At 44.2% G+C, this 25,214-nt stretch carries 26 protein-coding genes and 2 tRNA genes; 14 read left to right on the forward strand and 14 right to left on the reverse strand.

Translation table 11 applies throughout. The features are described from left to right. Both ACRC32_RS09125 and ACRC32_RS09130 read right to left on the reverse strand, forming a co-directional pair. On the reverse strand, positions 1-2,939 hold a 2,939-nt coding region (locus tag ACRC32_RS09125), incomplete at its 3' end, for a putative bifunctional diguanylate cyclase/phosphodiesterase (protein ID WP_438553666.1). A 282-nt stretch (positions 2,940-3,221) separates the two neighbouring features. Then, on the reverse strand, positions 3,222-3,410 hold the full coding sequence (locus tag ACRC32_RS09130; RefSeq protein ID WP_438553667.1) for a hypothetical protein: 189 nt from the start codon (positions 3,408-3,410) through the stop codon (positions 3,222-3,224). 37 nt (positions 3,411-3,447) lie between these two features. On the opposite strand from ACRC32_RS09130, the gene def reads away from it, so the two are divergent. The 3 genes from def (at position 3,448) to ACRC32_RS09145 (ending at position 5,796) form a co-directional block, all read left to right on the forward strand. Beyond that, complete coding sequence (gene def / locus ACRC32_RS09135) at positions 3,448-4,011, forward strand: peptide deformylase (RefSeq protein ID WP_317108987.1); 564 nt, start codon at positions 3,448-3,450, stop codon at positions 4,009-4,011. Positions 4,012-4,022: 11 nt separating this feature from the next. Next, positions 4,023-4,223, forward strand: a complete 201-nt coding sequence (locus tag ACRC32_RS09140) for a hypothetical protein (RefSeq protein WP_438553668.1) — start codon at positions 4,023-4,025, stop codon at positions 4,221-4,223. A 232-nt stretch (positions 4,224-4,455) separates the two neighbouring features. Then, entirely contained in the window at positions 4,456-5,796 is a 1,341-nt protein-coding gene (locus ACRC32_RS09145; RefSeq protein ID WP_438553669.1) for a PrsW family glutamic-type intramembrane protease, read from the forward strand. Between the two features lie 114 nt (positions 5,797-5,910). Here the strand turns inward: ACRC32_RS09145 and ACRC32_RS09150 are convergent, their stop codons facing one another. The 3 genes from ACRC32_RS09150 to ACRC32_RS09160 all read right to left on the reverse strand — a co-directional run bounded on the left by ACRC32_RS09150 (position 5,911) and on the right by ACRC32_RS09160 (position 11,221). Next, positions 5,911-6,555 (reverse strand): hypothetical protein, encoded by a 645-nt coding sequence (locus ACRC32_RS09150; protein WP_438553670.1) that lies wholly within the window; start codon positions 6,553-6,555, stop codon positions 5,911-5,913. Positions 6,556-6,994: 439 nt separating this feature from the next. Next, positions 6,995-8,614, reverse strand: coding sequence for a CHAT domain-containing protein (locus tag ACRC32_RS09155; protein ID WP_438553671.1), 1,620 nt, complete (start codon positions 8,612-8,614; stop codon positions 6,995-6,997). A 240-nt stretch (positions 8,615-8,854) separates the two neighbouring features. Then, positions 8,855-11,221 carry a protein phosphatase 2C domain-containing protein gene (locus tag ACRC32_RS09160; protein ID WP_438553672.1) on the reverse strand — a complete coding sequence of 789 codons (2,367 nt, stop codon included), beginning with the start codon at positions 11,219-11,221 and terminating at the stop codon, positions 8,855-8,857. Positions 11,222-11,745: 524 nt separating this feature from the next. Between ACRC32_RS09160 and ACRC32_RS09165 the strand changes: the two genes are divergently transcribed. After that, entirely contained in the window at positions 11,746-12,018 is a 273-nt protein-coding gene (locus ACRC32_RS09165) for a hypothetical protein (RefSeq protein WP_438553673.1), read from the forward strand. Between the two features lie 137 nt (positions 12,019-12,155). Here the strand turns inward: ACRC32_RS09165 and ACRC32_RS09170 are convergent, their stop codons facing one another. Both ACRC32_RS09170 and ACRC32_RS09175 read right to left on the reverse strand, forming a co-directional pair. Next, a complete protein-coding gene (locus ACRC32_RS09170; protein WP_438553674.1) occupies positions 12,156-12,512 on the reverse strand; it encodes an NAD(P)H-quinone oxidoreductase subunit M in 357 nt (118 codons plus the stop codon). Between the two features lie 104 nt (positions 12,513-12,616). Then, the gene (locus tag ACRC32_RS09175; RefSeq protein ID WP_438553675.1) at positions 12,617-13,162 is read right to left on the reverse strand and encodes a 3-isopropylmalate dehydratase; all 546 of its coding nucleotides are present in this window, start codon (positions 13,160-13,162) and stop codon (positions 12,617-12,619) included. An 821-nt stretch (positions 13,163-13,983) separates the two neighbouring features. Between ACRC32_RS09175 and ACRC32_RS09180 the strand changes: the two genes are divergently transcribed. After that, the gene (locus tag ACRC32_RS09180) at positions 13,984-14,262 is read left to right on the forward strand and encodes an Npun_R1517 family heterocyst differentiation transcriptional regulator (RefSeq protein ID WP_438553676.1); all 279 of its coding nucleotides are present in this window, start codon (positions 13,984-13,986) and stop codon (positions 14,260-14,262) included. A gap of 101 nt (positions 14,263-14,363) precedes the next feature. After that, positions 14,364-14,436: transfer RNA gene (locus tag ACRC32_RS09185), tRNA-Glu, on the forward strand. A 148-nt stretch (positions 14,437-14,584) separates the two neighbouring features. Here ACRC32_RS09185 and ACRC32_RS09190 read toward each other — a convergent pair. The 3 genes from ACRC32_RS09190 to ACRC32_RS09200 form a co-directional block, all read right to left on the reverse strand. Next, positions 14,585-15,154 (reverse strand): SRPBCC family protein, encoded by a 570-nt coding sequence (locus ACRC32_RS09190; RefSeq protein WP_438553677.1) that lies wholly within the window; start codon positions 15,152-15,154, stop codon positions 14,585-14,587. A gap of 35 nt (positions 15,155-15,189) precedes the next feature. After that, positions 15,190-17,328: an ATP-binding protein gene (locus tag ACRC32_RS09195; RefSeq protein ID WP_438553678.1), complete on the reverse strand. Its 2,139-nt coding sequence runs from the start codon at positions 17,326-17,328 to the stop codon at positions 15,190-15,192. 421 nt (positions 17,329-17,749) lie between these two features. Continuing rightward, complete coding sequence (locus ACRC32_RS09200) at positions 17,750-18,085, reverse strand: hypothetical protein (protein ID WP_039714601.1); 336 nt, start codon at positions 18,083-18,085, stop codon at positions 17,750-17,752. 97 nt (positions 18,086-18,182) lie between these two features. Here ACRC32_RS09200 and ACRC32_RS09205 point away from each other — a divergent pair, with 97 nt between their 5' ends. The 6 genes from ACRC32_RS09205 (at position 18,183) to ACRC32_RS09230 (ending at position 21,644) form a co-directional block, all read left to right on the forward strand. Continuing rightward, positions 18,183-18,446, forward strand: a complete 264-nt coding sequence (locus tag ACRC32_RS09205; protein WP_438553679.1) for a hypothetical protein — start codon at positions 18,183-18,185, stop codon at positions 18,444-18,446. 118 nt (positions 18,447-18,564) lie between these two features. Further along, a complete protein-coding gene (locus tag ACRC32_RS09210; protein ID WP_438553680.1) occupies positions 18,565-19,107 on the forward strand; it encodes an HNH endonuclease in 543 nt (180 codons plus the stop codon). After that, complete coding sequence (locus tag ACRC32_RS09215; RefSeq protein WP_438553681.1) at positions 19,101-19,490, forward strand: alr0857 family protein; 390 nt, start codon at positions 19,101-19,103, stop codon at positions 19,488-19,490. Before ACRC32_RS09210 ends, ACRC32_RS09215 begins: the two co-directional genes overlap by 7 nt. A gap of 463 nt (positions 19,491-19,953) precedes the next feature. After that, entirely contained in the window at positions 19,954-20,148 is a 195-nt protein-coding gene (locus ACRC32_RS09220; RefSeq protein WP_438553682.1) for a hypothetical protein, read from the forward strand. 92 nt (positions 20,149-20,240) lie between these two features. Beyond that, positions 20,241-20,330: transfer RNA gene (locus ACRC32_RS09225), tRNA-Ser, on the forward strand. Between the two features lie 138 nt (positions 20,331-20,468). Beyond that, a complete protein-coding gene (locus ACRC32_RS09230) occupies positions 20,469-21,644 on the forward strand; it encodes an AAA family ATPase (RefSeq protein WP_438553683.1) in 1,176 nt (391 codons plus the stop codon). Between the two features lie 16 nt (positions 21,645-21,660). Here ACRC32_RS09230 and ACRC32_RS09235 read toward each other — a convergent pair whose 3' ends face one another. The 3 genes from ACRC32_RS09235 to ACRC32_RS09245 all read right to left on the reverse strand — a co-directional run bounded on the left by ACRC32_RS09235 (position 21,661) and on the right by ACRC32_RS09245 (position 23,303). After that, complete coding sequence (locus tag ACRC32_RS09235) at positions 21,661-21,909, reverse strand: hypothetical protein (RefSeq protein ID WP_015156445.1); 249 nt, start codon at positions 21,907-21,909, stop codon at positions 21,661-21,663. A 7-nt stretch (positions 21,910-21,916) separates the two neighbouring features. Beyond that, a complete protein-coding gene (locus tag ACRC32_RS09240) occupies positions 21,917-22,789 on the reverse strand; it encodes an S-methyl-5'-thioadenosine phosphorylase (RefSeq protein WP_438553684.1) in 873 nt (290 codons plus the stop codon). Between the two features lie 136 nt (positions 22,790-22,925). Then, positions 22,926-23,303: a hypothetical protein gene (locus ACRC32_RS09245; protein WP_438553685.1), complete on the reverse strand. Its 378-nt coding sequence runs from the start codon at positions 23,301-23,303 to the stop codon at positions 22,926-22,928. Positions 23,304-23,626: 323 nt separating this feature from the next. On the opposite strand from ACRC32_RS09245, the gene ACRC32_RS09250 reads away from it, so the two are divergent. Next, on the forward strand, positions 23,627-23,767 hold the full coding sequence (locus ACRC32_RS09250; RefSeq protein ID WP_438553686.1) for a hypothetical protein: 141 nt from the start codon (positions 23,627-23,629) through the stop codon (positions 23,765-23,767). Between the two features lie 165 nt (positions 23,768-23,932). Next, positions 23,933-24,544: a DUF981 family protein gene (locus ACRC32_RS09255; RefSeq protein WP_438553687.1), complete on the forward strand. Its 612-nt coding sequence runs from the start codon at positions 23,933-23,935 to the stop codon at positions 24,542-24,544. Here ACRC32_RS09255 and ACRC32_RS09260 read toward each other — a convergent pair. Continuing rightward, positions 24,531-25,088, reverse strand: a complete 558-nt coding sequence (locus ACRC32_RS09260) for a transposase (RefSeq protein WP_438553688.1) — start codon at positions 25,086-25,088, stop codon at positions 24,531-24,533. The genes ACRC32_RS09255 and ACRC32_RS09260 overlap by 14 nt on opposite strands. Between the last annotated feature and the right edge of the window lie 126 nt (positions 25,089-25,214).

The raw sequence follows: 25,214 nt of genomic DNA on the forward strand, positions 1-25,214 counted from the left end.
GCTTCCACCGCTTCGCTATCTGTAGGCTTCGAGAAGAAATAACCTTGTCCGTACTCGGATTTGAGCGCTTGTAGTTGATACATTTGAGTCTTTGTTTCTACACCTTCGGCAACAACATTCATACCCAAATTCCAAGCCAAAGCAACTATAGTCCGAATAATTTCTATTTTCTCCGGTTCGCAATCGACGTTATTCACAAAAGAGCGATCGATCTTCAAAGTATCGATTGGTAGGCGATGCAGATAGCTTAACGAAGAATAACCCGTACCGAAATCATCAATAGAAAATTGAATGCCCATCGCTCTGAGCTGACAAATAACGGCAGCAGCAGCTTCGGCATTTTCTACCAGCACGCTTTCTGTAATTTCCAACTTCAAACTCGTCGGAGCTAACCCAGTCTCCTGTAAAATCTGGTCTATCTTCTCAATCAGATTTGACTGAGTAAACTGTTTGCCAGAAACGTTGACGCTGATAGTTAAAGGCGGCTCCGTAGGAAAGCGCTCTTGCCAATGCCGTGTTTGGTGGCAAGCTTGTTGTAAAACCCACCAGCCGATCGCGCAAATCAATCCCGTTTCTTCTGCTACCGGAATAAACTTGATGGGTGGAATCATACCACTTGTCGGATGTTGCCAGCGGACTAAAGCCTCAAAACCTGTAGTTTTACCAGTTTTGAGCGAGACAATCGGCTGATAGAAGACTCGTAATTCTTGCCGTTCCAGTGCCTTGCGCAGATCGATTTCAATTTGCAATCTTGCCATAGCAAGATTGTGCATCGATGGATCGAAAGTCTCCGTCCGCGCTTTCCCAAGAGTTTTGGCGCGATGCATTGCTGTATCGGCATCTCTGAGTAAATCTTCTGGATATTCGTAATTCAGCGTACTTAAGGCAATCCCGATGCTAGCGGAAGCAAATACCTCATGTTCTCCCAAGTAAAAAGGCAAAACTAGCCGTTGTTGAATGCGTTCGGCAATTTGGAGCGCCTCTTGCTCGTTTCCTATAGCTTCTAGCAGTAGAGTAAATTCGTCTCCCCCCAAGCGAGCGATTGTATCCCCAGGACGCACGCAGGTTTGTAACCGACTAGCGATCGCCTTTAACATCCGATCGCCGAAGCCATGACCTAAACTATCGTTAATGACCTTAAACCGATCTATATCGAGAAATAGCACCGCGAACAAATAATCTTCTTGGTGCTTTTGTTTGTCAATTGCCCGTCGCAAGCGCTCCATCAGTAAAATTCGATTTGGTAGCCCCGTCTGCTCGTCGTGATAAGCTTGATATCGCAATTGCACTTCTGCTTGCTTGCGCTCGGTAATATCAGTTTGAGAGCCTGCTATGCGGTAGGGTTTACCCTCAGCATCGCGCAAGGCTAATCCTTGACACAATAGCCAGCGATCGCTACCATCTGCTAGCGTAATCCGATACTCGCTCTCAAACTGGGGCGTTCGTTCTGCTAAATGCTCGCCTAGCGCCATTTGTACGGCATTCAGATCGGCTGGGTGGATGCGTTGAAAAAATTCTGCGGCACTGGTTTCAGAGTCTTCCACGGCAAAACCCATCAACATTTGCGATCGCTTAGATAAATAGATGCGATCGGTATTTAAATTCCAGTCCCACAGACCATCTCGCGCTGCTTGCGCTGCCAAGGCATATCTTTGTTCGTCCTGCAACGATCTTTGGGTAGCTCGCCGTTCTTCTTCAATACCAATAGCTGCGGCAATAATATCGATTATTTTGCGATCGATCTCGCTGGGCATGTATTTGATTGTGTACCAGGCAGACAAACAACCAACAACTTGTTGCTGGCATTTGACGACTTTACCAATATATGTTTTGATGTTATGCGCCTGAATACTAGGCTCAGATTGAGCGTATTTTGTTGTGAGTAGGTCTGATAATACCCAAATTTCATCGCTATTTTGTTGAATGAGATCGTGACAAATTCGTCCCTTGGTTCGATTTACTCGATCGAATTCGGATGGCGTTTGCCACTGTCCTACTGCACGAAGCCCCCCATTATCTAGAAAACTATATAATGTGCAGCTTGCTCCCAATAATTCCCCTAACAATGCTGTTAATTGGTTAATATTTCCGCTTGGATCGGTACAAAAATTTAATAAATATCGATTGATTTTCGTTAATTTTGCTTCTATCTCCTTTTCCTTATTTAGAGTAATCTCAGCTTGACGAACGCTATCATCTCGCTCGCTCTGTTCTACTGTTTGCGATCGCTCTAACGATTTCAAACTCGAACGATAAATGAGGCTAACCGAGATAATTGCAGCCACGATACTAGCAATAGTGGAAGCTGCAATCTGGCGATTGGCTGCTGCAATGGCTGATACAAGACTTTGAGCATGTTTAGCTAGCTGCTGCTCTCGTTCTTTTCTATAGTCAACTAATAAAGGAAATAGCTTTGTATTGTATTGCTTTTCTAAATCAGCTAAGATCGCTCGCTCTGCTTCTGAAATATTTCGATCGACTAAAAGTTTATTTAACTTATTTTTATAAAATATAAATTCTTGTTGAATTGCTAATAAAAATTGTTTTTCTGCTTCTTGTTCTTTCACCATTCTCAGTCTGCTAAACTTTGTATATCGTTCTATCTCTGCTACTGTTGAGGCAAGCGATGAAGTTAAGTCAGCTTCAAATAAATTCAAATTTTGCTGAATTCTGATTTCGATTGCTTCCGTGTTAGCCAATCCCAATTTTTGTTTATTTTGTTTGGTCTTGGAAGCTCCTTCTAACTCGCGTATGGCAATTTGAATTTCTTGCATTTTGAGGAACATAAAACTGCTATGCGCCTCTACTGCAATGTTGCGATCAATTCTTGAAACCAAAAATTGAGTTTTTGAATTTATGGCGATCGCAATGCATCCAATCAATCCTCCCCAGATAAAGACACAAATAAAGACGAAACATAATCTTTGACGAATATTCATTGACTACCCTACAAAAGTTTTTTAATCCTAAAATGGCTTCAAAATAAATCATGGATGAAGTATTTCAATATTGACAATCACACGCGCAAGAACAAACATCAGAAAAATACTAAAGAACTACTTCCAATCGTGACAAAAATAGTGTCGATCCTCAAGGGAAATCATAATGAGTTTTGTAGAGCGATCGCGACAATGGTAGTCTAGTACTACCAAATTTTACCTAAGTGAATTCAACGAATTTTTCAGTAAAAACATAGATGCAAAGGGAAAAATTACCGATTTTTACATAATGTAGTGCATGAGAATAAGCCGCAAGTCGCGCATTCGCAAGTAATTCCCCCTGCTCCCTGCTACGCGGCTCCGATGGCGAGGAAACCTCGCCCTCTGCCCGCTTCCCTGCTCCCTATTCACTGACAACTGACAACCAGTCCCTTTTCTGACTTCTACTTGGTAAAATTGAAATAATGTCACAATTTGCAAATTAGCCGACCGTAGCGAGTAGATTCACATGGCTTCTGAAATCGCAGTTGAAAAGAAAAAGTTAAAAAACCCTCCCTTAGATATCCGCTATTTGGGCGATCGCGCTCTGCGTCAACCTGCAAAACGCATCAGCAAAGTCGATGTAGAAGTTCGCCAGTTGGCGCGGGAAATGTTACAGAGTATGTATAGCGCTGACGGCATCGGCTTGGCTGCACCACAAGTAGCTGTATCCAAGCAAATCATCGTCATTGACTGCGAACCAGACAATGCCGCTAACCCACCCTTGATCCTGATTAATCCTACGATTAAACGTACCAGCAGCGATATCTGCGTGGCAGAAGAAGGTTGCTTGAGTATCCCAGGCATTTATTTGAACGTGACGCGCCCCCAAGCCGTAGAAATTGCTTACAAGGACGAATACGGGCATCCGCGATCGCTACAAGCTACAGACTTACTGGCTCGCTGTATTCAACACGAAATCGACCATCTCAACGGAATTGTCTTCGTCGATCGCGTCGAAAACAGGCTGGCTTTAACCCAAGAACTGGCAAAGCATGGCTTCTCCATCAATGCAGTCAAACCTGTTGCTTGAGGAGATTTACCATGAATGCAATGACACCCAAAAGCGGCTTATTTCTTGGCGGCTGTTGTATTACGGCGATCGCATCTGTTGGTTCCGTGTTCGAGCTAGCCTCTGGTCAACCCGATTTAGGTAACTTGAATACAGCGGTAATTCTTGCTGTAAGTATTCCAGCCACAGTCCTCTTGTTTATTGCTGCCGTGCGGAATGCAAACAGCGAGTGAATTCAGAGGAGATAGAAGAAGACAGGAAGTACTGGCATTCGTTTGGAAGACTCAATCGGTACAAGTCCTTAAATTTAGCTAGCAATTGCCGGACTAAAGTATAAAATGATTGTCTTGAGCACAAGAGCACGACTGCAAACAGCCTCGATTCCAAATATATGAATGTTTAGTTGTCAGATTCTCTCCCGTCTTTTGTCTCCTGTCTCTCGTCTCCTCTCATTACCGATACTATATGACCGAACAACATCTTGCTGAAGGATGGTTGCGGCTATTACCGAATGCAGGAGAAGCTGGGCTGACACGCAGTTACAGCCTTTCACCCGAGCGAGAAATGGCACTCGGGCGCGATCCTGCCTGCGATATCGTACTGGAATCGGAGCAGTATGGTATGGTTTCTCGCCATCATGCCACTTTCTACCCCCTACCTCAAAATCGGTGGCAGGTGTGTGACATGAACAGTAGTAACGGTACTTTTATCAACGGACAGCGCTTGCAAGGCTGTCAGCAACTCGTTCCAGGCGATCGCATCACGTTGGGCGATCGCGGCGCAGAATTCATTTTTGAATCTCATTCTCCTCACCCATCCAGTCTCATCCCGCCACCTGTATCGCCGCTGACTGAAGCGGAAGTCAATTTTTCCCACTTATTTCCGATTATCTCTACAGCTAAAGACTTAACTCGCAAAGCTTATTTAATTCCAGGTATTTTCACAGTTATATTTGTCGTATTAATGTTTGCTACTGTCGGTCAACCAAAAGCGATTCGCTTCAATCAACTATTGGTTGCCACCTACTTGAGTAGCGCCGCCTATTATTTTGTCTATCGGCTTTGTGGAAAAATTAAACCTTGGTGGCTCCCAATTCTTGCTGCCACAGCTACAGCACTCATTCTGTTTAGCCCTATCTTACCCCTATTTATCTTTATCTTCCGTCGCATCTTACCAGGGGATTTACCTAACTCTCTTATAGCGCTTAGCTTTCCCGAATTATTCTTGCGGATGTTCGTCGGGGCAGGCTTAATGGAAGAGTTTCTGAAAGCTTTACCCGTCGTGGGGGCATATGCTTTAGGACGACGACTTGCTTCTCCTTGGCGTGAATGGATTGGGGTCTGGGAACCTTTAGACGGCATTCTACTAGGAACTGCCTCAGCTGTAGGCTTTACCTTGGTCGAAACTTTATGGCAATACGTGCCAGAAATTGCTCAAAACGTGGCGATGTCAGCCGGACAAGCTGCTGGTCAAATTGTGGGATTGCAATTACTGATTCCGCGTATCATTGGTGCAGTTGCTGGACATATGGCAGATAGCGGATATTTTGGTTATTTCATTGGTTTAAGCGTACTCAAACCGCGTCAACGTTGGCAGATCTTGACCGTGGGATATGTCAGTGCAGCCGCACTTCATGCTTTATGGAACTCTACCGCTGCTTTTAGCGGCTTGCTCCTAGTCGTGGTAGGTGTTCTATCGTATGCGTTTTTAACAGCAGCGATTCTCAAAGCCAGAATGCTCTCACCAACGCGATCGCAAAACTTTGCCACTCGCTTTTTGGAAAAGACACCTAGAAGACCGGATTAAGTGAATTTTAGATTTTAGATTTCGGATTTTGGATTTGGGACTTTAGATTCTGTGACGACTCATCCCTAACTCCTCGCTCCACTCTCCGAGAAGCCGCTGTCGCGTCTACGCTCCTCACTCCTCGCCCCGCTCAGCTTGCAATTGAGATATGGCGTAGCGAGCGATCGCCAAACTGATTTGAGCGCGTTCGATGTCAGATCGCACTTCCCAGTCTTGACCGTAACGATTGAGCGTGGATTCGATCGCGGTAGTAGATGGCTCAATGCTACTGCGCATACTGTAGGCATATGGACGAGCGAGAATTAACAGATCGTCTTCCGAACAATTCGGTAATAATTCTTGTACGCACTGTACTAATTGTTGCGCCATCGATTTTTGTGTCGCTAACATGTCAGTTGCTTTATGGGCGATCGCTTGTAACCAAGCTGTCGGCATGTAAGCTGCAAATCGCTGTTGCAAAGTTCTCTGAAGAGACTGCTCGTCTGTCGCGCTAGCAGACACAGTTGTTGGCTGAGTATTCTCCCATAACTGTTCCACGCTAGCGAGGAAACCTGGCGCATGGGCAGAGAGTTCCTCTTCCCACCAGTCTTCTTGCTGTAATTGCTGTTCTTGTTCGAGAAAGAATGCTTCTGCTGCTTCTTCAGCAGGGTTCCAGGGATAAGTTGCTGTTTCAGAGGCAAGTAGTGTTTCTAATAACTCTAATTCAGTCAGCAACCGATGCCGTTCGTTAATTTCAGAAGACTTGAATTCGTTTGTCATTGTACAATTCATCATGGGTGTCTGCAAAAACGCTGTATGAGTAGCTACACCACCTGAACAGCCATTTCCGCAACTACATAAATTATGCAAATAAGATTGGGGATCGCAGTATCTCTGCTGCAATTTTGCAGTATTTAATTGCAGTTTTTGCATAAAGCATCTTGCTTTTTCCCTCTCTTTACTGCATGAAGTGCGGATTAATTCCAGCTTGAGAAGACAGAGGGTATTCTCATAAATCGGCGAGCGGGCAACCTGTTGCTACGCAGAGCTGCGTCACTTGAAGAAATTCAACAATTAGCTGGTACATTTACTTTTCTCCATAAAAAATTTACTTTGGTCTTAGTTGTATGGCAGCAGTTCTCAAGACAGAGCTTTACGCAAAAATATATCAATTTTTTCTTCTTTCTGCCCTCTGCCTTCTGTCTTCCTTCGCTCAGCTTCAGTCTTCAACAATAAATTCGTAGGTTTGACCCTTATGGCTGCCGAATTTTAACTTCATTCCCGATTTTAGCGGGACTTCCTCACGATATACATTTTGCCAGCGATCGCTACTGGGTAGATTTGACAGCAAAGTCCCGAAACGAGAATTATCTCGTAAGAAAAAAGTCGTATCGCCGCGGTCTTGACGGCAATAGATTTCTGCGTGTCTTTGGCTGACCCAGCCTTCTTGAACTACAATATCATTCTCTGCCAGACGACCTACCCTTACTAATCTCGTACCTAAATGCCAGACTTGCTCTGGAGCAGAAGTAGAACGCAGTTGCGCCCGTACTGGTGGGTATACTGTACCCGCGACCGTATCTTCTGGTAGCTGAGTAATTTCGTCGCGAGCGGGTGCGCCGAGCAACTCCCCATCAAACTCTGGATGCATGTAGAGGATTGGTAGCGTCCAAGCATGAGAAATATATTTATAAACAGCTAGTAGTTGCTGTCTGGCGATCGCCGCCGCACGATCGATCGGCGAACCTGCTGCTAACGCCTGGGTAAAAACTTGAATAAAACTTAAAGCTTCTTCATCGGCAATTTCATCTCGCATTCCCAGTACTGCTGGTACGCCGTGATGAATCAAGACTTCTGCTAAACTGCTCCGCGGTAAAGGTTGTCCGTTATCAAACGCGGGTTGCGCTCCCCAACAGGCATTAATCGCGCACAGTTTGACTTGAGAACGTGCTAGTACATGGGCTAACTCCGTACCGTCAATCGCCACCCCAGGGCGTAAAAACAACAATCCTCCATTTGGAGCGCTCAAACCATGACCGGAATAAAAGAAAATATTGTAAGCTTGAGTTTCTAGCTGCGAGATTAATTCTTTAGGAGTAGGTTGTAGCAAAGTGTCTACCCGACAGGGAACCGTTGCCAAATTTCTCCTTTCCATTGGTTTAAGTTGTTGAAAGCTTCTCAGAGTTTGTTCGAGAATTTTTGCTTCTGTTTCCAACTGCAAGCTTCCGGCTTCGGTGTCTTGTCCCAAAACCAGCAAAACATTTAAACCCTGACTGGGTGGTAGCGAAATCAGGGAACCAACATCGTTAGTCGTGCGACTGAAAAAGACTTGTGGCGCTTGCAGTGGCGAAGGTAGGGAGATAGCTGGTTTTCCAGCCTGAGGCTGCATAATTTCCCAAGGCAAGGCGATGAGATCCGGCTCTCGAATATCTATTCTTATCCGTAATGGTTTTCCTTGTCCGATCGCAATCCCTTGGCTCTTCTCCAGACTCATTTGTACTTGTCCCTGAAAAATCCACTGCCAAAGGTTGATGCATAAATGTTGCATCAAACGACCCCCTTGTCCGTTGGTTTTTCCTCCAGGATAGGCAACGATTTCTGGAACTAAATCCAAGGTCTGGGAAATTATCTCTGGAGAAATTGGTGGTGATGAGCGAGGCGCAAACATTGCTTGCCAAGCTTGCCAAGCCTGCATCAATCTAGGGGACAAAACACAATCATGTTTCACATATCCCCCAGGATAAGGGGCTTGCACTACCCAAATGGCAAAGTTATCTTTACCGGCATTGGCAAGACGTTCGATTGCTAAACTCAAGCAGGGAATGTCAGACTGGGACATCAATAACCACGATCGCTATCAAAACTCGCAAATATGCAACTGTCTTAGTTTAATAGTTTATTTAACTGGGAGCTAGAGGCTAAGGTTATGAGTAATCAAGTCACAAGTCACTCCTCATAAGTCACAATTAAAAACACGCACCACTCTTGGCCGATCGCTTTGTAGAGACATTACATGTAACGTCTCTACACTGACAACTGACAACTAAAACTGATAACCGATCGTAGTTCCTCTGCTCTCTTACTTATCATCTTGTCCTCCTGACTCTCGATTTCCACCTCCTGTCTCTGTTGGTAATGACTGAGATTTAGAACACGGATTGTCTCCACCTGAAAATTTTTTGAATCGTCGATCTAGTTCAGTACTTGCAATCCAAGCATTGTCTCCTGGTTTTAATAGCTGGCGATCCCTATTTGATGATGGGTTAGAGGAGGTGGATGTAGGGGTTGAGCAAACTTGCAGTTGTGTCAAAGAACCTTGTTGCTGGGAAAGCGGTTTTTGGTTGCTCAGGACTTTTACTATGCTCCTCGGTAGCAAAATAAAATCAGTTGAATTGAGTTGGCGTAAATCGGTAGAAGAGTTTGCCGATTCTTCTTGGCGCTTGAGGGTAGCTGTCTGCTGAGCCTCATAGATTCTTTCAGGCGATCGCGGGACATTGGTGGTATCGATGCTACTAGGAGTCACTGGTGATTCCTGGGGAGCAATCTGTTCCGTACTGTTACTACCTGCTGCTGTTGGGTTTCGCTCTCGCCAATTTTGGCTGTAAGCCAGCCACAGTCCTCCTGCCGCACTCAAAAGTAAACCAATTCCCAAGAGTAGCGGGAGCAACCACTGCCGCGATTGTTGCGGTGGTGGTAGTGGTGAGAGTAACTGCGTATTGGCGATCGGGACGTAGTTTTCGATCGTATCTTCCGTTGGTGGTTCTGAGAGAGTTACGGCAGATGAAGATGAGCTGACTGCACCATTACTCGTTTTGTCTAGCGACTGACTGTAACCAAGCGGAGTTTCTGGCTCCTGCACCTGCACCTGACAATGTACTAAAGCAACAGTAATATTATCGTGTCCGTTGAGGTTGTTACCAAGTTCGACAAGGTGCTTAGTTGCTGTAGCGACATCGATACCCCCATCTAAAATTGGCAAGATTTCTGTTTGCCAGCACCGATCGACTAAATCGTAATCGCTCAAGCCATCAGAACACAAGAGGAATACGCAGTCTTCATCCAACACAAACCGCTGTACCGTGGGATGTACCGATGCACTCATGCCGATCGCTTGGACGAGAGAACCAGCCGAGGGTTGTTGTAGTGCTTCCCGATAGACAGCATAACCCAACCGTACTTCACGGGCAGCTACGTCATCATCTAGGGTTATTTGATGGCAACCCGTGCGCGTCACCCAGTAGGCACGGCTATCACCAACGTGAGCAATATATATTTCATGTTGATGCCCTACTGCCATCACCAAGGTTGTCCCCATTCGCTGTCTTCCTTGACGATGCTCTTTGTCGTTACGGCTACTGATACATTCGTTTGTCTTGCGCGTAAACTGTTCTAGAGCATGACTGAGGGTATTCGGGTCTAAACTTGCTTCATCTAGCGGCAGCTGTTGTACCTGGTGCTGTAGCGTTTCGATCGCTAGACTGGAAGCAACGTTACCTCCTTCGTGTCCGCCAATCCCATCGCAGACAATTGCGATCGCTTTTGCTTCTGGTGGTTTAGCAAGTGTGGTGCCGCTGGCTGGATAGCAGGCATCTTCATTTCGCTGACGGCTAGGACCAGTATCGGTGCAAGTACTAATCTTGAAGCTCCGACTGGGGGCAATGTCTCTATTCGCAATGTTTTGCCCTAATTCCAGCAATCCTCGATCCAAACACGCTAGCAATTGCTCCGAGTTGACGATTTCTCCTTGTTGCAACTCTTGGCTTAATTGTTCTATAAATCCAGTCACGCTTGGTCGAGCCTCTTTAGCGAGCTGCGACCAAGATTGACCGAGTTGCGCTAGTGTGGGACGTTCGGCATCATCCAATTGCAATTGCAACAGCCTTAATAACGATCCTTCTACTCGTAAAAACTGAGGGACGAGCAAGCTAGAGGCTACGCCTTCGCTATATAGGGGTTGCCACAGTTGAGCAATTTGCCATAACCAATTGAGCTGGCGTAAGCTAGAGACGGACTGCCAAACAGCAGTCATCTGAGGCATTAGCTGTCCTGCTGTTAACACGCCATCGGGATAAATCGGTGCTTGTTCCAACAGCAAAATTTCTTTTTCAGGTGTTTCTCGATCGAGCGATATTAATCCGTATACCTGCGGAACTTGGAGACGATACGCGACTAGTCTCAAATAAGGTCTAATTTCATTAGAAATATCTAAATAAGGAGAGTCTAGCAGTAAACCAGGTTGAGTATCTAAAACAATTCGCTCGGCTTTGAGGTAAAAGCGCTCCGCGATCGATGTTCCGATCTCGTGGAGTTCTGTGCCTTGCCCGACAACCCACAAGTAACGTTTAATTAAGGATGTACCGCAGCGCTGACAAAACTTGTCGCCTTCAGAGTTGGCAGCCTTACACAGATCGTTTGGACATTGGATCGTTACCTCATTATTTTGCATAGCTGGCGCACCGATTAGCCATATTAAATCAATTTAAAACAGCAGACGTAAGAGACTATTAAACTGCTTATTCATGTTTATATCTCTATATTTAGCTTCCCGCACGGCAATTGCGCTTCTGTTCTTATATTTTTGCAAGATCTGGATGCAGTTGTTACCTCACTTCCACCCAGATGATTTGAGCATTAACTTTAACAAGCTTTGACTATCGATTGCAAACATGAATTTTGAATAAATTGTGATTTAATCGCTTGGCGCAAGCAGCTAAATCTGCTACAGTCCTACCCACTAGTGTAGTCTCTCGCATTCAGCCGAGTCTGATTCGCGATCTATCTACTACTTTAGCGATTTCAATCCGATTGTTTAGCTTAGTACGCCCTGTGTTTAGAGCCGAGGCGAGCAATTTGCAGACCTAGCGTTTTGTAGGTAAGTATTTCCTACTTACGAAGGAGGCGATCGCGAACCGATATTCTTAAATTTTAAGTAGTGAATTTGTCATTCGTTTTTAAGAGATTACAACAATTATGGATAACAACCAAGAAAAAGAAACGCATCGTGCAGTTAATCCTGGTGATGTTATCGCTGATGACAAGCAATCAGTTGAAGAGAAGAAAGAACAACTTGCTGTAGATTCCCCAGATATCACTGGCGACCATATTCAAGTTCCTACCTATTTTGTTGTAGAAGAACCAGATGGCGAAGAAAAAGCTTTACACCATGTCAAAGACGCAGAAGAAATTTCTGATGTCATTCGCCAGTCAAGAGTTGACGAAAATGGCGAACGCACTTGGTGGTAAATCCCGTACTCGCTGTATTTCGCTTTAGAATGAAGGTCTCTGTGAGATGAAAAGCAGTCGCACTTGAGCGCGAAATAGTTATTTAAAAAAAGGGGCGCCTTGTAGTGCGTCCTTTTAATTATCTATTTCTTACTCCTCTATGGATTATCTTCCACAGCAACTTGTGGCAGTCCCATACTGTAGTTGATCGCCCGACTATTCAAGTTGTAACTAATCCGACCGCTTTGTAGCAGCGATCGAATCAAGTGTTCCAAATCTGAGCCAATGCGGCGTAGATTGTAATCGGTCAAATCCGCGCCACTGTGAGACTCCACCAGTTCGTCAAATTTGCCGTATACCGTTTGTAATGCATCTTCATTCCAAGTTAATTCATTATCGGGGTCAACATCTAGCGTCAACACCTGATTGCTAGGAACGAGTTCGCCATCTTCATTAACTTCCGCAGAGAAAATCCGAACGTGGCGGGTTGTGGACTTAAGTAGCTGCTCTTCCATAAGTAGGGATTCTAACTTGACTTTATGGTATTGAGTTTATTCTATAGGAGTTGGTTGACAGTTGTTGGTCACAAGTCACAAGTCAACTGGTTGCTGATAACTGACTACCGAGCAGCAATCATTCCAGTCTGACGAGCATAAGCAAAAATACCACCAGCATCAATTACAGGTTTAATCTCTCCTAGAGACTTTAGAGAATAGGTGTGGTCTAGCGTATGATTGATGATTTGATTTTTGTCAAAGTCAACCGTGACTTCTTGTCCAGTCACGAACCGATCGCACAGTCGCTCGCCAGACTCCCAAGGATATAATTCGCCTGTAGAAACACAATTACGGAAGAATATTCGCGCGTAAGATTGAGCGATGACTGCTTTCACCCCAGCAGCGCCAAGCGCGATTGGTGCATGTTCGCGAGACGACCCGCACCCAAAGTTTTCTCCAGCGATAATAATGGGATAGCGTGTTTTCATTTCATCGGCAGCAATAAATTTGCCGTAGCGATCCGGTAAGCCAATCATGGCGTAACTACCAAGCTTCTCATACTCATCCGGCTTGGAAGGAACTAGCGTTAAATATTCTGCGGGAATGATCTGATCGGTATCGATATTATCATCAACTACAAAAATTAAACCGCGAACGCAAGTACTCATTAACAGCAGTCTCCAAAGGCTTATACCATGATATTTTACTTATCCTATCGCTGGAAGAGACGAGAGAAAGTCGATCGAGAGTTACGGAGAATTTACCATGACTCACGACTCGCTTCGCGGGAAGACAAATTTTTAACAAATTATCTGCCCTAAGCTACTGAGACAAGCTTAAACTACTGAAACAAGTTATTGTAATTATTTATACTGAATTGACTGAGTGACAGATCGAGTCCAGAATTGACATGGAATGGTTTCAGGTGGAGACCTTTTCCAGTAAGCGGCAGCAATATTACTAATACTGCTGTATCTAATTTTGTAAAAATTAAAACTAAACCTTGTCCGTAGTGAAGGCAAGATACAAAAAACTATTGAAAGCCTTACAAATTCCTTACACAAACTTTACTGTAATTAATCTTAAAGGTTGAATAATAGTAGTTGTCTCTTAGATCGACTCCTAAATTTTCATCATATAACCTGGGCTGGCACGCGCCGTTTACTGTATCTATGAACGTATAACGAGATCGGTAAATGCAAATACGACATTCTTTACAAAACTACTATCTGCTAGTAGCTGGGGCGCGATGCAAGCACTTTTTGCCTAGCAGGAGGTTTGGTAAAAAATACCACAGGAGGGAGACAAGAGCCAAGCACCGAGCATCAGTGGATGGGAAAAGCTACTAGCAATAACTGCTTGGAGATGCTTTCATCGGCATCAGCTAGAGTCTCAACTAAATGTTTGGTAAAGCTAGCGATGCTGAGAGCGATGTATTTCAGACAACTCTGCTAGCAACTGCACACCCAATTAGAATTTGTTTAAAGCAATGAATCCTGACGCAGCATCACATCCAAATCGACAGCTAGAAGTCGGTGTTTTCGAGTGTGAAATTCATTTGAAATTTCGACTGATTGAAGAAAATTGTGTTTTGAACGATCGCGAAAAATTATTAGAACTCTTGATTGACGCATTTACAGCGGGTGCAGATGAATACTTAGAGCCTTTGCACTCCTGCGTGAAAACCAAAGAGATCTCTGAGCTAGAAGCCTCTCCCCACATGCGTCGTCAACTGATGCGACTGCGCAATTCTTCTACCCTCACATAGGCTCGATCTGCTAGAGCATCGAGTGGAGCGAATTTTTTCTGCTGAAAGTGTTGACAGAACTCGTTAGATTCGCTAACCTAGATAAGGTTGAACTCAGACGCGCCCCCATCGTCTAGAGGCCTAGGACACCTCCCTTTCACGGAGGCGACGGGGATTCGAATTCCCCTGGGGGTATATGAAAGAGAAGAGTGGTAGTTTTTACTACCACTCTTGTTTATTTGTGCCAAACCCCGCTCGGGATAAGTCAATTGACGGCAAGCTGTCGCTTGTGCCAAACCTTTTTCATCTGCTCCCTGCTCCCTGCTCTCTGCTACCTGCTAATCTATAACTCCTCAACGCGGCGGCGAATTGCTAGCAGGTTCGATCGCAAATCCTGCCGCAGGCGGCGCTCGACAATTGCTACAGGCATAGTACGCTTGGGCAATACTCGCACTGTATAACAGAGATTTGTGCCTGGATTTTCACAAACAAAGTAAGGTTCTAGCAGCCACTTCCCAGAATAAGCTTTTAAATCTCCCTCAACCATGTCGAAATGAATTTCGTGGGGAAATTTTTCTTCTAAATCTAAAACGACTCTTGCAGAAAAGTTGAAGCGTAGCAATCGTTGAGTCCCAACTTGCTCTAGGCGAATGCCACCATGAGGATGAGCTAGCCGCCGACTCACCGCTAAGTTGGGAATAAAATCGGCTAAGGTGTCGTAGGCTGTCAAAACTTGCCACACCTTTTCTAGAGGGTGGGAGATCTGAATTTTAGCGGTAATTTGGCGTTGGCGGTGTGCCAATTCTTCTGTTTGTACTTCCACATCCTCGGTTGAAGATGCAGCATCGATGTCGTCGCCATTGGTATCATCAAGCTCGAAATCGAGATCGGATTCGTCGTACTGTTGAGTCACTGTTCGATGATAATTGAACTTTAGATAGTTAAACTTTAACGAGCAAAGGTCTGTGGTAGGGCGATAGTAAAGCAGGTTGCGTAGGCAGCAGAATCATTGGTCGGATTGCTAGTTACTTCAATATTGCCATTTAAATGCTGTACTAAGCATTTTACTAAAGCGAGTCCCAATCCAGTACCCTGAATAGCTTGCTGTGTCACACCTTGACCGCGCCTAAATTTTTCAAAGATATACTTTCTTTCTTCTTCAGAAATACCAGCACCAGTGTTGGTCAGTTGTAAAACAATTTGGTTGAGCTGAAGATCTACTTGATGCGTGACTTGCAAAACTACAGTTGTATCTGGGTGAGAATACTTCCCGGCATTGGTTAAAAGTTCTTGAAGAATGCGATCGAACGCTTCCTCATCTGTTTGCGCTAGTAAAGAAGATTTTGGGATATCTAACTGAATGCTTAATCCTTTATCTACCCAAGTTTGTCTGAAAGACTGAGATAAGGCTTGCAGTTTAACTTTGAGATCTATAGTTTCTAATTTCAGCGGTGCTTGGTTTGATTCGAGTTGCTGAAGCTTGAGCAAGTTAGCAATCAAATTGATTTCGCGATCGCACTGTTCTTCTAAAATATCCAAATACTTAGCCTGACGCTCTGGAGTAATTCCTTGTTGCCGTAACATCCGAATCGCCAAACTCATGCTAGTTAGCGGCGTACGTAGCTCGTGGCTCATCGTACTGAGGAACTCATCCTTTAACTGATTGAGTTGACGTAGTTGTTCGTTGTGCTTGCGGGTTTTCTCATAAAGTAAACTTTGAACTTCCAGACTGCGCTGGAGTTGCAAAGTCCGGTCGTCTACGAGAGATTGTACCTGACGTAGCGTTTGGTTTTGAATAATTGCCGTCCCAATTTGGGCGCAAACCAACTCTACCAGCGATAATTCTTCTGGATGCCAGTGGCGATCGCAACAGTGTTGCAAAACTAAAAAGCCTAATACTGTCCCTTGGCTTTCGATCGGCAAAATTAAGGCAGAAGGAAATTGCGAAAAATCAAAAATTGGAGCTAAACAGGATGTTAGATCGCTCAACTGTAGATCGCTTTGACTGGCGATCGCTACTGGTTGCGGTGAATTCATGAGCGCTTGTTGGCACAACCAACACTCGGAAAGCCAAAAAGACTGTTCGGCGATCTTGCTATGATGCTCTCCACAAGTATATGCTTTTACATCCTGACTCCATTCGCTGGCAATTGTTGCTTTAGCTCTAGGTAGTTTTTCCCTGACTCTGTTTCTGAGTTGTGGCTCGACATACTTCAATAACAGAATTGAGCCGCGACTGACTGCCAAAGCTTGAGCTGTACTCGCGAGCGCCATTTGCAGCACTTGATTCAGCTCCATCGAGCTGCGGCTAGCAACTGTTAGTTGATTAAGTAAAGCTTTAGTACGAGCAGCGGTCTGGATTTGCCGTTGCAGAGTAGCTACAGACTGTGCTTGGGCGAGGTGAGCGAGCGAGATCGATAGCGATGTCATGAGCTGTCGATCTGCATTTACAGCTAGCTCCCCCCAATGATAGACATCGTAGCAAAGCAAGCTAATAACGCTAGTGAGCTGACTTTGCTCCCAAATCGGAATTTGTAATACTGCTTTAATTGTAGGTGGTAGGTCTTTATCTTCTGTTAGCACTTCATGCGTTAAAGCATGAAGATTGTCAATTGCCAGCAGGCTAGCTTGAGTGGGAATTGTTGCTGCTAACTTTTGGAGTGGCTGAAGGAGTTTTTGTTGCGAGACGGGGACAGATGCATTAGAGTACCACGAACCAACTACTGATGTTTCTGTGACTCCAGGGGCGAACGTAATTATACAGCCATCTACTTGAAACGCTTCTCCAAGCAATTTGGCAATTTGTGTTAGTGCTGTTTCTGAGTCAGAGTGATTTAATGCGACTTGAAGGATCTGTTGTCCCAGTTGAGCTAAGTCTTCTGCTGGCTGCATTCGTGTGAGGGAGAATTTGGGCGATCGCTCTGGTAAGGATGAGTGTGATGAAATGGAAACATTTTTCATCAGTGAGGTTTTTGTAGATGATAACCGGACAACTTCCGTTGATAGCGATTTGAGTGTATCCCTACTCCAGCGGTTGATAGCAGATTTTTTATAAACAGTCCAGTCTTGGCTAACACGCTTTCTCACCTTAGATTACTCCTTCCTACTTAGGATGCCCAAATTAGCCAGAGCGCGACCAAGCAGGTACTAAATTTAAAAAAACTTAGATCGACTTCTACCGCAACAGTAAAATTTGTTTTTTCGATTATCTAGATTATCTTGCTTCAAAAATCGCTGGATCGGTATTTTCCCTGATTATAAAAGCTGTGAGTCGGAGGTACTCCGCAGATTCCGTTAGGTAATTTCCCTCTATACCTTAAGTATGCATTCCGTACCATTCAGAAGACACACTATACAGCTTATGGGGGGTAGGGGGATATAGAGAGTCGCGGAGCGCAAGGTTGCGCTCGGGAGCTGAGGAAGAAGCCGTAAGTCGTAAGTCGTAAACCACAATTCGACCCTACACCCTACTCATCACTGCTCCCTGCTCTCTGCTCCCTGCTCCCTTTTATCCTGCCAAACTTTCCATACTCAAGGGTACTAAGTCGCCGTTGCTGGTAAATCCTAACATCATAGCCTCTTGTGGTTGGATCGTTTGTCCCGTCAAAACGCAGCGTTCCTCTGTTTGTGCTGTCGCTGGAATACTAGCGCGGATATCAGCGCGGGAAAATTTCGGTTTCCAATCACCTGATTTTTGCTGTACGTAATTCCACAGAATATCTCGGATCAAAGCTTGATATCCTTGGTTACCGGATATCTCTTTTAATTTTTCTTTTAATTCCCTCTCTAGACGGATGCTAGTAACTTCCATTTCTGTAGTGGGAATGCGAGTGAGTGTATGCATCATGAATTCTCCTTAAAAGATCTAGACAACTCAGTAATACAAGTGTAGTATCTTTAAAGTAAGGATTAAATAACTCTCTGCATTAGGTGTAACTTCAGTGAAATCTTTAGGCTTCATCTCTCCTCTACTGGCTTGCGCCAACTGTCTCGGCAGTTGGGAATCAGTAGCTATGGCGGTGGAGTCTTTGTTTATGGGTGGTGCAGCCAGATTTTGGCGACGAGGCGATCGCCTCAGTCAAGCACAATCCGCAAGAATTAACGATAATTTTGGCTATGGAAGCATCGGGCTGCATTCGTCAGAACCACTAACACAACTAGATAGCGGGAGGTACAGGTATAAAACTGTACCGTCATCAGGATAAAACCACTTACAGGAATTTCAGCCCCCGCTTCTGAATTAAGCAGAAACGGGGGTTTTTATTTGGTGTTTTCTACCTAGAAATTTCTCAATAGAACATTTTTTATAGGAGGAGTACAGCTGTGATTATCGCCAGTCAAGTGTTAGAGCAACCTGTGGTCGTGTTTTCGCAAAATTACTTACCCATTAGCCGCATCAACGTCAAGCGTGCGATCGCACTGTTGATGCTGGGTAAAGCTGAAGCACTTGATTTTGGGCAAGAGACAGAATTATTTGTGCGATCGCCCAATTTAGTCATGGCTGTTCCCTCCTATATTCGTCTAACGTTTACCAGTACAGAACGAATTTGGAAGATTCCCCCTGTGAATCGCAGGGAAGTGTTACGAAGAGACAATTACGCTTGTCAATATTGCGGTAATAGCAAGCGCTTGACAATCGATCACGTCATTCCTCTCTCTAAGGGTGGATTACATACGTGGAATAACGTTGTGGCAGCTTGCGAACAATGCAACCAGTATAAAAGCGATCGCACTCCCCAGCAAGCAGGAATGTTACTGCACTCTAAACCTAAAGCACCGATTCATCCAACAGTTGCTTTTGCCGAAAAATTCTGGCGCTCGGAGCATCTCCCGCCAGACATAGGAGGAAACTCTATCTCATGCTGAAATTGAATTACACCGAAACTGGTTTTCACTTAGAGCATTTGACTCAATCCTTAGAAGAGTGGGTTGCAATGCGAGCTATATTCGCCCTGCGCGTAGGCGAATCCATTTGCATAGAACCTAGCACAGCTTCATTTCTTTTACCTGGCGATTTACCACAGTTGAATTCACTCGCAACCGCGATCGAACGATATGGAACAGATGAAGTTGCATTAGAAAAGTGCGACGCAGAATATGTAGAAATCTGCTTGCAAGGATTTTGGTTAGCATCCGATGCTGAGAATGCCGCAGGCGTGTTTGTCACGTCTTTGTCTTACACAATCGAGTTGTTATTGTTTCATTTGTGGCAAGAATCTCAAATGAGTGCTGCAATGAGCGATCGCTAAGCAAGTCAAAAGTTAAAAGTTAAAAGTCAAAAGAAGATCGATTCATGATGGATAGCTTTTTGGCTTAACTGTTCTTGCAAGTTAAACACGGCTGATTAGGACGCATGAATTTGTTTGTGCGTCCTATCACTGGCAATGGATGATGGGTAATTGGTAATACATGGTTGGCGTTCTTCTTTACATCTATCTTGTGAGGAACCACTTTGCGTCTTTGCGTCTTTGCGTGACACAAAATTGTATCTATTACTAATGTAAGGATACCTAGTTCAATCGATCGGGCTTGGCTAAATAAACTACCGGTACTGCCCACATATAACACACTTCTATAACACGCTTAAAGCTGATTACTGCAATAGTTACAGCCAGTTTCAAAAAAAGTTTCTCCAATCCCTTGACATTTTTGTAGCATAGTTTGTAGTATAAACGTAGTGAGTCGAGAGACAAATCTAATCCCGAAACAATAATGTTTTACATTCAGATAATGAATCGAGGTGAGAATTCATCTGGTTTTCCCTACGATAAATCTGATTTTAAATGCGATCGCACGGCATTAGAATCAACACAGAATCGAAATTCTCGCCGTGCAAAAGCTAAAGCTACTGAAATTATTCGTCATGTTCAACAGGTTTATTACTTAGAAAATCGGTGGTATTTGTAATAATTAAAAGCTTATTTCCCGAACCTTGAAAACTAAATATTGTCACCCATTTATCGAGGTGTAGTTCAAATTTCTACAAGCAGTTCAAATATGGAGAGGTGGCTGAGCGGCTCAAAGCGTCCTCCTGCTAAGAGGAAGCGGGTGATTAACGCCCGTCGCAGGTTCAAATCCTGTCCTCTCCGCCTTGAGAGTGTGGCTTAACTGGATAACATCTCAGTCAGCAATTAAATTCATTTTTTAGTAAGTACATTGCTTGGAAAGCAAGACTCAACTGGATTCAGCAAGTTTAGATAGATTTTGGCGATCGATGACACAAAAATATGTACAAAAAGCAAAAAGAACCTAACTTATTAGGTGCTGGCTGGCAACCCCTGAATCGAGATATTGACCTAAATTATCTTTGGGAAACTTGGTCGAATAATCCGTGGGAAGTATCTCATAAAACTATGAATGTAGTCAGCTATATTGCTGATACTCTTGGTAGAGAGAACTATGCCTGGTGGGCAAATTTTTTAAACTTATTCTACGAAACTACGCGAGAAGAAATTGATGATTTTTGGAACTTCATCACGCCAGAACCACTTACGCCAGATAATCAATATAGAGAGAGTTTATCGATTGAAGTACCTGTTGCTAAATCGGTGACACGCGATTTAATTCCGATCGAACAAGTTCTGTTAAAACTACAAGAGATTACTATTTTTAGACTCTTAAGTTTTTTAGGTCGTCCAGATCTGATTACACAGTGCAGTCATGGCAAATACTTTTACTACCCACCTGAAAAGTTTTTTGATTGGAATAAACTCAAAAGTATTGGTAGTATTTTCGCGTATTGGTCGGAACATGAAATTTGGCTGAGAATCGATCCACTATATAGTATGGAGCGCGATCGCCGTTATACTATAATGGCAAAGAAACTCGCACCACTAGTAAACAAAGTCACTTACAATCTTGCCGTGATGTTAAGTGGCTACCAAAGCCGGATCGGACAAGTTCACAGCCAATTTGCTATTAATTCTTTTCCGGCTGACGTACAAAGTTTTACTGATGCCGTTCAAGAGAAAGTTTTTACCCAAAACCAATTGGCTGTATTAGTGTATGGTAATCCTGGTACGGGAAAAACGGTTTGGGCGCAAGCCGTAGCACAAGAAATTCTCACACCACTGGGATATATTATTTTTATCCTCGACCACGCAGCTGTAGAGAATTTCGTTCCACCTAGCTATTTAGAACGAGTTTGCATCATTATAAACGAGGCTGATAACTTAGCTCCCGATCGCTCTACAGAAATCGCTCAATCAAATTATAAGACCGAGCGGATTCTCAGCTTACTCGATGGCACGTTGTATCAAAGTGTCATTGATGAATCGGGCATTCAGGAGCAACAAAAGTTAGTCGTGTTGATGACTTGCAATACGACAGAAAGATTAGATCCGGCAATGTTACGCAAAGGAAGGATAGATTTGATGTGCGAGTTCGCGCACCAATTCGTGTAATTCGATCGCATCGGACTCAATTCTGCTGAGAATTGAGCCGCTTTGTTACCCAACTTGCTAACCCGCTAATAATCGTTCCAGCCATGAGAATACCGATCGCGGGAGTAAAAACAGGTTGCCACAGCTTATACCATAAGTCTAAACCCAAGGGTAAATGCAAGACGTGACCAGCAACTGCGATCGCCAGCCAGAAGAAAGCAAAGAGGACGAGAAAGAAATCTGCTACTAGGGCAAGATTTATCCATTTGAGAAATTGCTCTTTCATATCAATTTCATAGATATTTCTTCAACAACAGCCCCAACTTTTCTTGAGTTGCCATAGGCACTTTATTTAGGGGTGTAAGAATAGCATACTTTAAAGCGGAGTGTGCTTCTGAGGCAGGAGGATTTTTACTCAAGCGCCGCACCGTTTCTTGAATCACCATCTGGGCATTCTTGGCATTGCGTTGTAGATTAGCAATTACCATCTCGACGGTAACGCTATCATGGTCTGGATGCCAGCAGTCATAATCTGTTACCAGGGCTAGGGTAGCGTAGGCAATTTCTGCTTCTCTGGCTAACTTTGCCTCTGGTAAGTTGGTCATACCGATAACCGTTGCACCCCAACTGCGGTAAAGGTGAGATTCTGCTTTGGTAGAAAAGGCTGGACCCTCCATGCAAACGTAAGTTCCGCCACGATGTAGGGTAACATCTGAAAGATTGAGACTGGCGATCGCCTCAGCTACAACTCCCGCTAGTCGATCGCATACTGGATCGGCAAAAGCAATATGGGCGACGATTCCCGCGCCAAAAAAAGTCGAGATGCGATTTTTCGTGCGATCGATAAATTGATCGGGTACGACCATATCTAAAGGTTTCGCCTCCTCCTTCAAAGAACCAACAGCAGACGCAGAGATGATGTATTCTACGCCTAACTGTTTCATAGCGTAGATATTGGCACGAAAAGGTAATTCTGAAGGTAAAAGCGTATGATTGCGACCGTGACGGGCGAGAAAGGCTACCCGCGTTCCTTCTATGGTTCCCACAATTAATGCATCTGAGGGCGCGCCAAAAGGCGTATCAACTTGCAACTCTTCTACATCCTGAAGTGCTTCCATTTTGTAGAGTCCACTGCCTCCAATGATGCCAATTTTTGCCTCTGCCACGATTTTCGCTCCACGCAATGCCGCAACGTCAGATTATTCTAAGGCAAATAAGCAACAAAAAACCGCTTCAATCAATTTGCAAGATTGTCAAGCGGCTGACCTCTGGAGTATTTAGCTGTCTCCAATATTTGTAAGATTAAATGATTCCAGGTCCTTTGTGGCGTTGGTCGCCTTCTTCAGTCAGCTTGCCTTGTTCGTCTTCATCCAGTTCTTCTAGTGTTTGCTGGCGTTCGGCTTCTTCTGCTTCTTTAATAGCGGTGCGATCGCCTGGAGTTTCGTAATACATTTCGGGTTCAACTGCATAGTTATTAGCTAAACCCTCTTGGTCTACAGTAGCACCACCTGTAACGTTGAGGCTTTCAGCACCCGCTTGTTCTTCAGCTGTTTCCCGATAATTTTCACCTTCACGATCCATACGAACTGCTACCTCTGCTGGAATGATGCCCCGATCTGCTGTTGAGGTATCCATCTCGTCATTACGGGTAACTTTTTCTTTAGATCTTGCTTCACTCATGAATTTTTCTCCCAATAAATTTGTTTATTGTTGGGATCAATGTAAAACTTTCCTTTAGCTTGATGGATCTACCTTTTGGAGAGTTTGTGTTAGACATAAGAATTGAATATCTCTATCTCAAGATGTAATTTGAGTTAGATTCGTCAGCAATCTTTAATAGCTCAAAAACTAAAAACTACGATAAAGTTCAGCTTTTTTATAAAGTTGCGTTGTAATTTCTGGCTTCTGACCTCTTGTTGTCATAATTGCATCATTTTTATACTTAAAGCTAGAGGCAGAATATTGGAGGCAAACAACTATGAAGCATAATGCAGCAACGACGGATGCTACAGTTACTCGCGATCGCCCTCAGTGTTAATAGCTTAGTATTCGTCGGCTGCACTCAACAGCGTCAGTTTGGCACGGAAAACCAAACAGAATTTATTCCTAACGTTCGGATTCTACAGCGACAGCTTGACCATTGACATGCAGGCGGAAATATACAGAGGCAAATAATAAGGGGTGCAGTTATAGTTTGCACCCCAGTTTTGACATAGAGTTTTAAATTTAGAATTGAACTGTTGTTATATAGCTTCAAGACTCTCAGGGTAGATTTCGGAAAATCTATTTTTGGTTGATGAGGTTTATTTGTGTTTATCGATTACATGACGTTAATGTTGATTAACATGGTCGCTGGATTATTTTTACTGGCGTACTATGTCTATGCTGGCTTAGACGATCCCTACCAAAACAAATGGATTCCTGGGTTTGGAATTACGGGCGCGATCGCACTTACCACTGGATTGCACATGACATTAACCTGGACTGTCAGAAACAGTTTCAATATTGCATTTGGTGAAACGAGCGTTCTGTTTGGGATTCTGTTTATTGGTAAGTCTATCAGCTTGGCAAAAGGCTGGGAGTTAATTACTTTAGCGATTTATGGTTTCTTTGCTGGGTTAGTCGCAATCGTAGTAGGCGTACGCTTGATAAATTTGGGATTGACGAAACAACCTATCCTCTCAGGTATCGGCTTCATTTTGACGGGATTAGCTGGAGTTTGTGCCGCACCAACACTCTGGTACTTCAAAAATAACCGTTTGTGGCGAATCATTGGAGCAGTCGGATTAATTGCCGCTGCATTAATTTGGGCGCTGACCGGATACATGGCTTATTGGATAAACCCGCCCCTACGAGTACATCGCTGTCTTAGTATTACAGTTGTATTTAACAATACTCCGGACAGAATCAGGCAGCGATAGTGCCGTGAGAACGTAGGCTTTGGTAGTTAGGATGAGATTTAATCAAAGTCGGTTCCAGGTCTAACCTGGAAATAAATAGATCGAGCAGATGGTCATTGAGGGCGCAACGTTTGATACTTGCCATTGAAAAGACGAACGGCTCATTGCTGGGATGCTGTCGGCGTGCATCCAACTTAGCCAGATTGAGTGCACTCAGACTGGCATTGAAATGGAAGTCTAACTTTTTGGCATCGCGGGCTTGACAATCGCTTAATCCCGTAAATTGTTTGGCATCGCGGAAGATGAATTCGATTTGAAAACGCAAGCGATACAATCGGTAAAGGTCATCGGCTGTTTGGTTCAGGTCAGTCGAGAATAAGACAATATAACTCGGTTTGTTGAGCTTACGACTGTCCTTGAGATATGCCAACCGAATTTTGCGTTTGAGAGAAACATGCCACACAACCGCCGTGTAAAGATCGATCCCTGGTTGTAGCTGGCGTACCCAGGTGAAACGGCAGGGGTTGGTTAAATTAACCTTGCCATCGTACTTGCATATTTTCACGAAATCGGCACCCTATTCTCGCCAAGTTCGGCACCCAGTCTCACCTAAGTCCGGCAGGAGTCTGCCCCCTCAGTTTCGTTGATCTCTACTTCTCCCTTCCAGTGTTGGTTTAAGACTGAATTGAGC

Source organism: Chroococcidiopsis sp. (assembly GCF_051657925.1).
Taxonomy (GTDB): domain Bacteria; phylum Cyanobacteriota; class Cyanobacteriia; order Cyanobacteriales; family Chroococcidiopsidaceae; genus Chroococcidiopsis.

What these genes read in the sequence shown, in the direction of transcription:
- ACRC32_RS09165 (WP_438553673.1), top strand. Translation starts at nt 11,746, where the DNA reads ATGGATAACAACCAAGAAAAAGAAACGCATCGTGCAGTTAATCCTGGT.
- ACRC32_RS09215 (WP_438553681.1), top strand. Translation starts at nt 19,101, where the DNA reads ATGCTGAAATTGAATTACACCGAAACTGGTTTTCACTTAGAGCATTTG.
- ACRC32_RS09140 (WP_438553668.1), top strand. Translation starts at nt 4,023, where the DNA reads ATGAATGCAATGACACCCAAAAGCGGCTTATTTCTTGGCGGCTGTTGT.
- ACRC32_RS09250 (WP_438553686.1), top strand. Translation starts at nt 23,627, where the DNA reads ATGCTACAGTTACTCGCGATCGCCCTCAGTGTTAATAGCTTAGTATTC.
- ACRC32_RS09200 (WP_039714601.1), bottom strand. Translation starts at nt 18,085, where the DNA reads ATGCATACACTCACTCGCATTCCCACTACAGAAATGGAAGTTACTAGC.
- ACRC32_RS09245 (WP_438553685.1), bottom strand. Translation starts at nt 23,303, where the DNA reads ATGAGTGAAGCAAGATCTAAAGAAAAAGTTACCCGTAATGACGAGATG.
- ACRC32_RS09180 (WP_438553676.1), top strand. Translation starts at nt 13,984, where the DNA reads ATGAATCCTGACGCAGCATCACATCCAAATCGACAGCTAGAAGTCGGT.
- ACRC32_RS09230 (WP_438553683.1), top strand. Translation starts at nt 20,469, where the DNA reads ATGTACAAAAAGCAAAAAGAACCTAACTTATTAGGTGCTGGCTGGCAA.
- ACRC32_RS09150 (WP_438553670.1), bottom strand. Translation starts at nt 6,555, where the DNA reads ATGACAAACGAATTCAAGTCTTCTGAAATTAACGAACGGCATCGGTTG.
- ACRC32_RS09145 (WP_438553669.1), top strand. Translation starts at nt 4,456, where the DNA reads ATGACCGAACAACATCTTGCTGAAGGATGGTTGCGGCTATTACCGAAT.
- def (WP_317108987.1), top strand. Translation starts at nt 3,448, where the DNA reads ATGGCTTCTGAAATCGCAGTTGAAAAGAAAAAGTTAAAAAACCCTCCC.
- ACRC32_RS09235 (WP_015156445.1), bottom strand. Translation starts at nt 21,909, where the DNA reads ATGAAAGAGCAATTTCTCAAATGGATAAATCTTGCCCTAGTAGCAGAT.
- ACRC32_RS09175 (WP_438553675.1), bottom strand. Translation starts at nt 13,162, where the DNA reads ATGAGTACTTGCGTTCGCGGTTTAATTTTTGTAGTTGATGATAATATC.
- ACRC32_RS09160 (WP_438553672.1), bottom strand. Translation starts at nt 11,221, where the DNA reads ATGCAAAATAATGAGGTAACGATCCAATGTCCAAACGATCTGTGTAAG.
- ACRC32_RS09220 (WP_438553682.1), top strand. Translation starts at nt 19,954, where the DNA reads ATGTTTTACATTCAGATAATGAATCGAGGTGAGAATTCATCTGGTTTT.
- ACRC32_RS09155 (WP_438553671.1), bottom strand. Translation starts at nt 8,614, where the DNA reads ATGTCCCAGTCTGACATTCCCTGCTTGAGTTTAGCAATCGAACGTCTT.
- ACRC32_RS09170 (WP_438553674.1), bottom strand. Translation starts at nt 12,512, where the DNA reads ATGGAAGAGCAGCTACTTAAGTCCACAACCCGCCACGTTCGGATTTTC.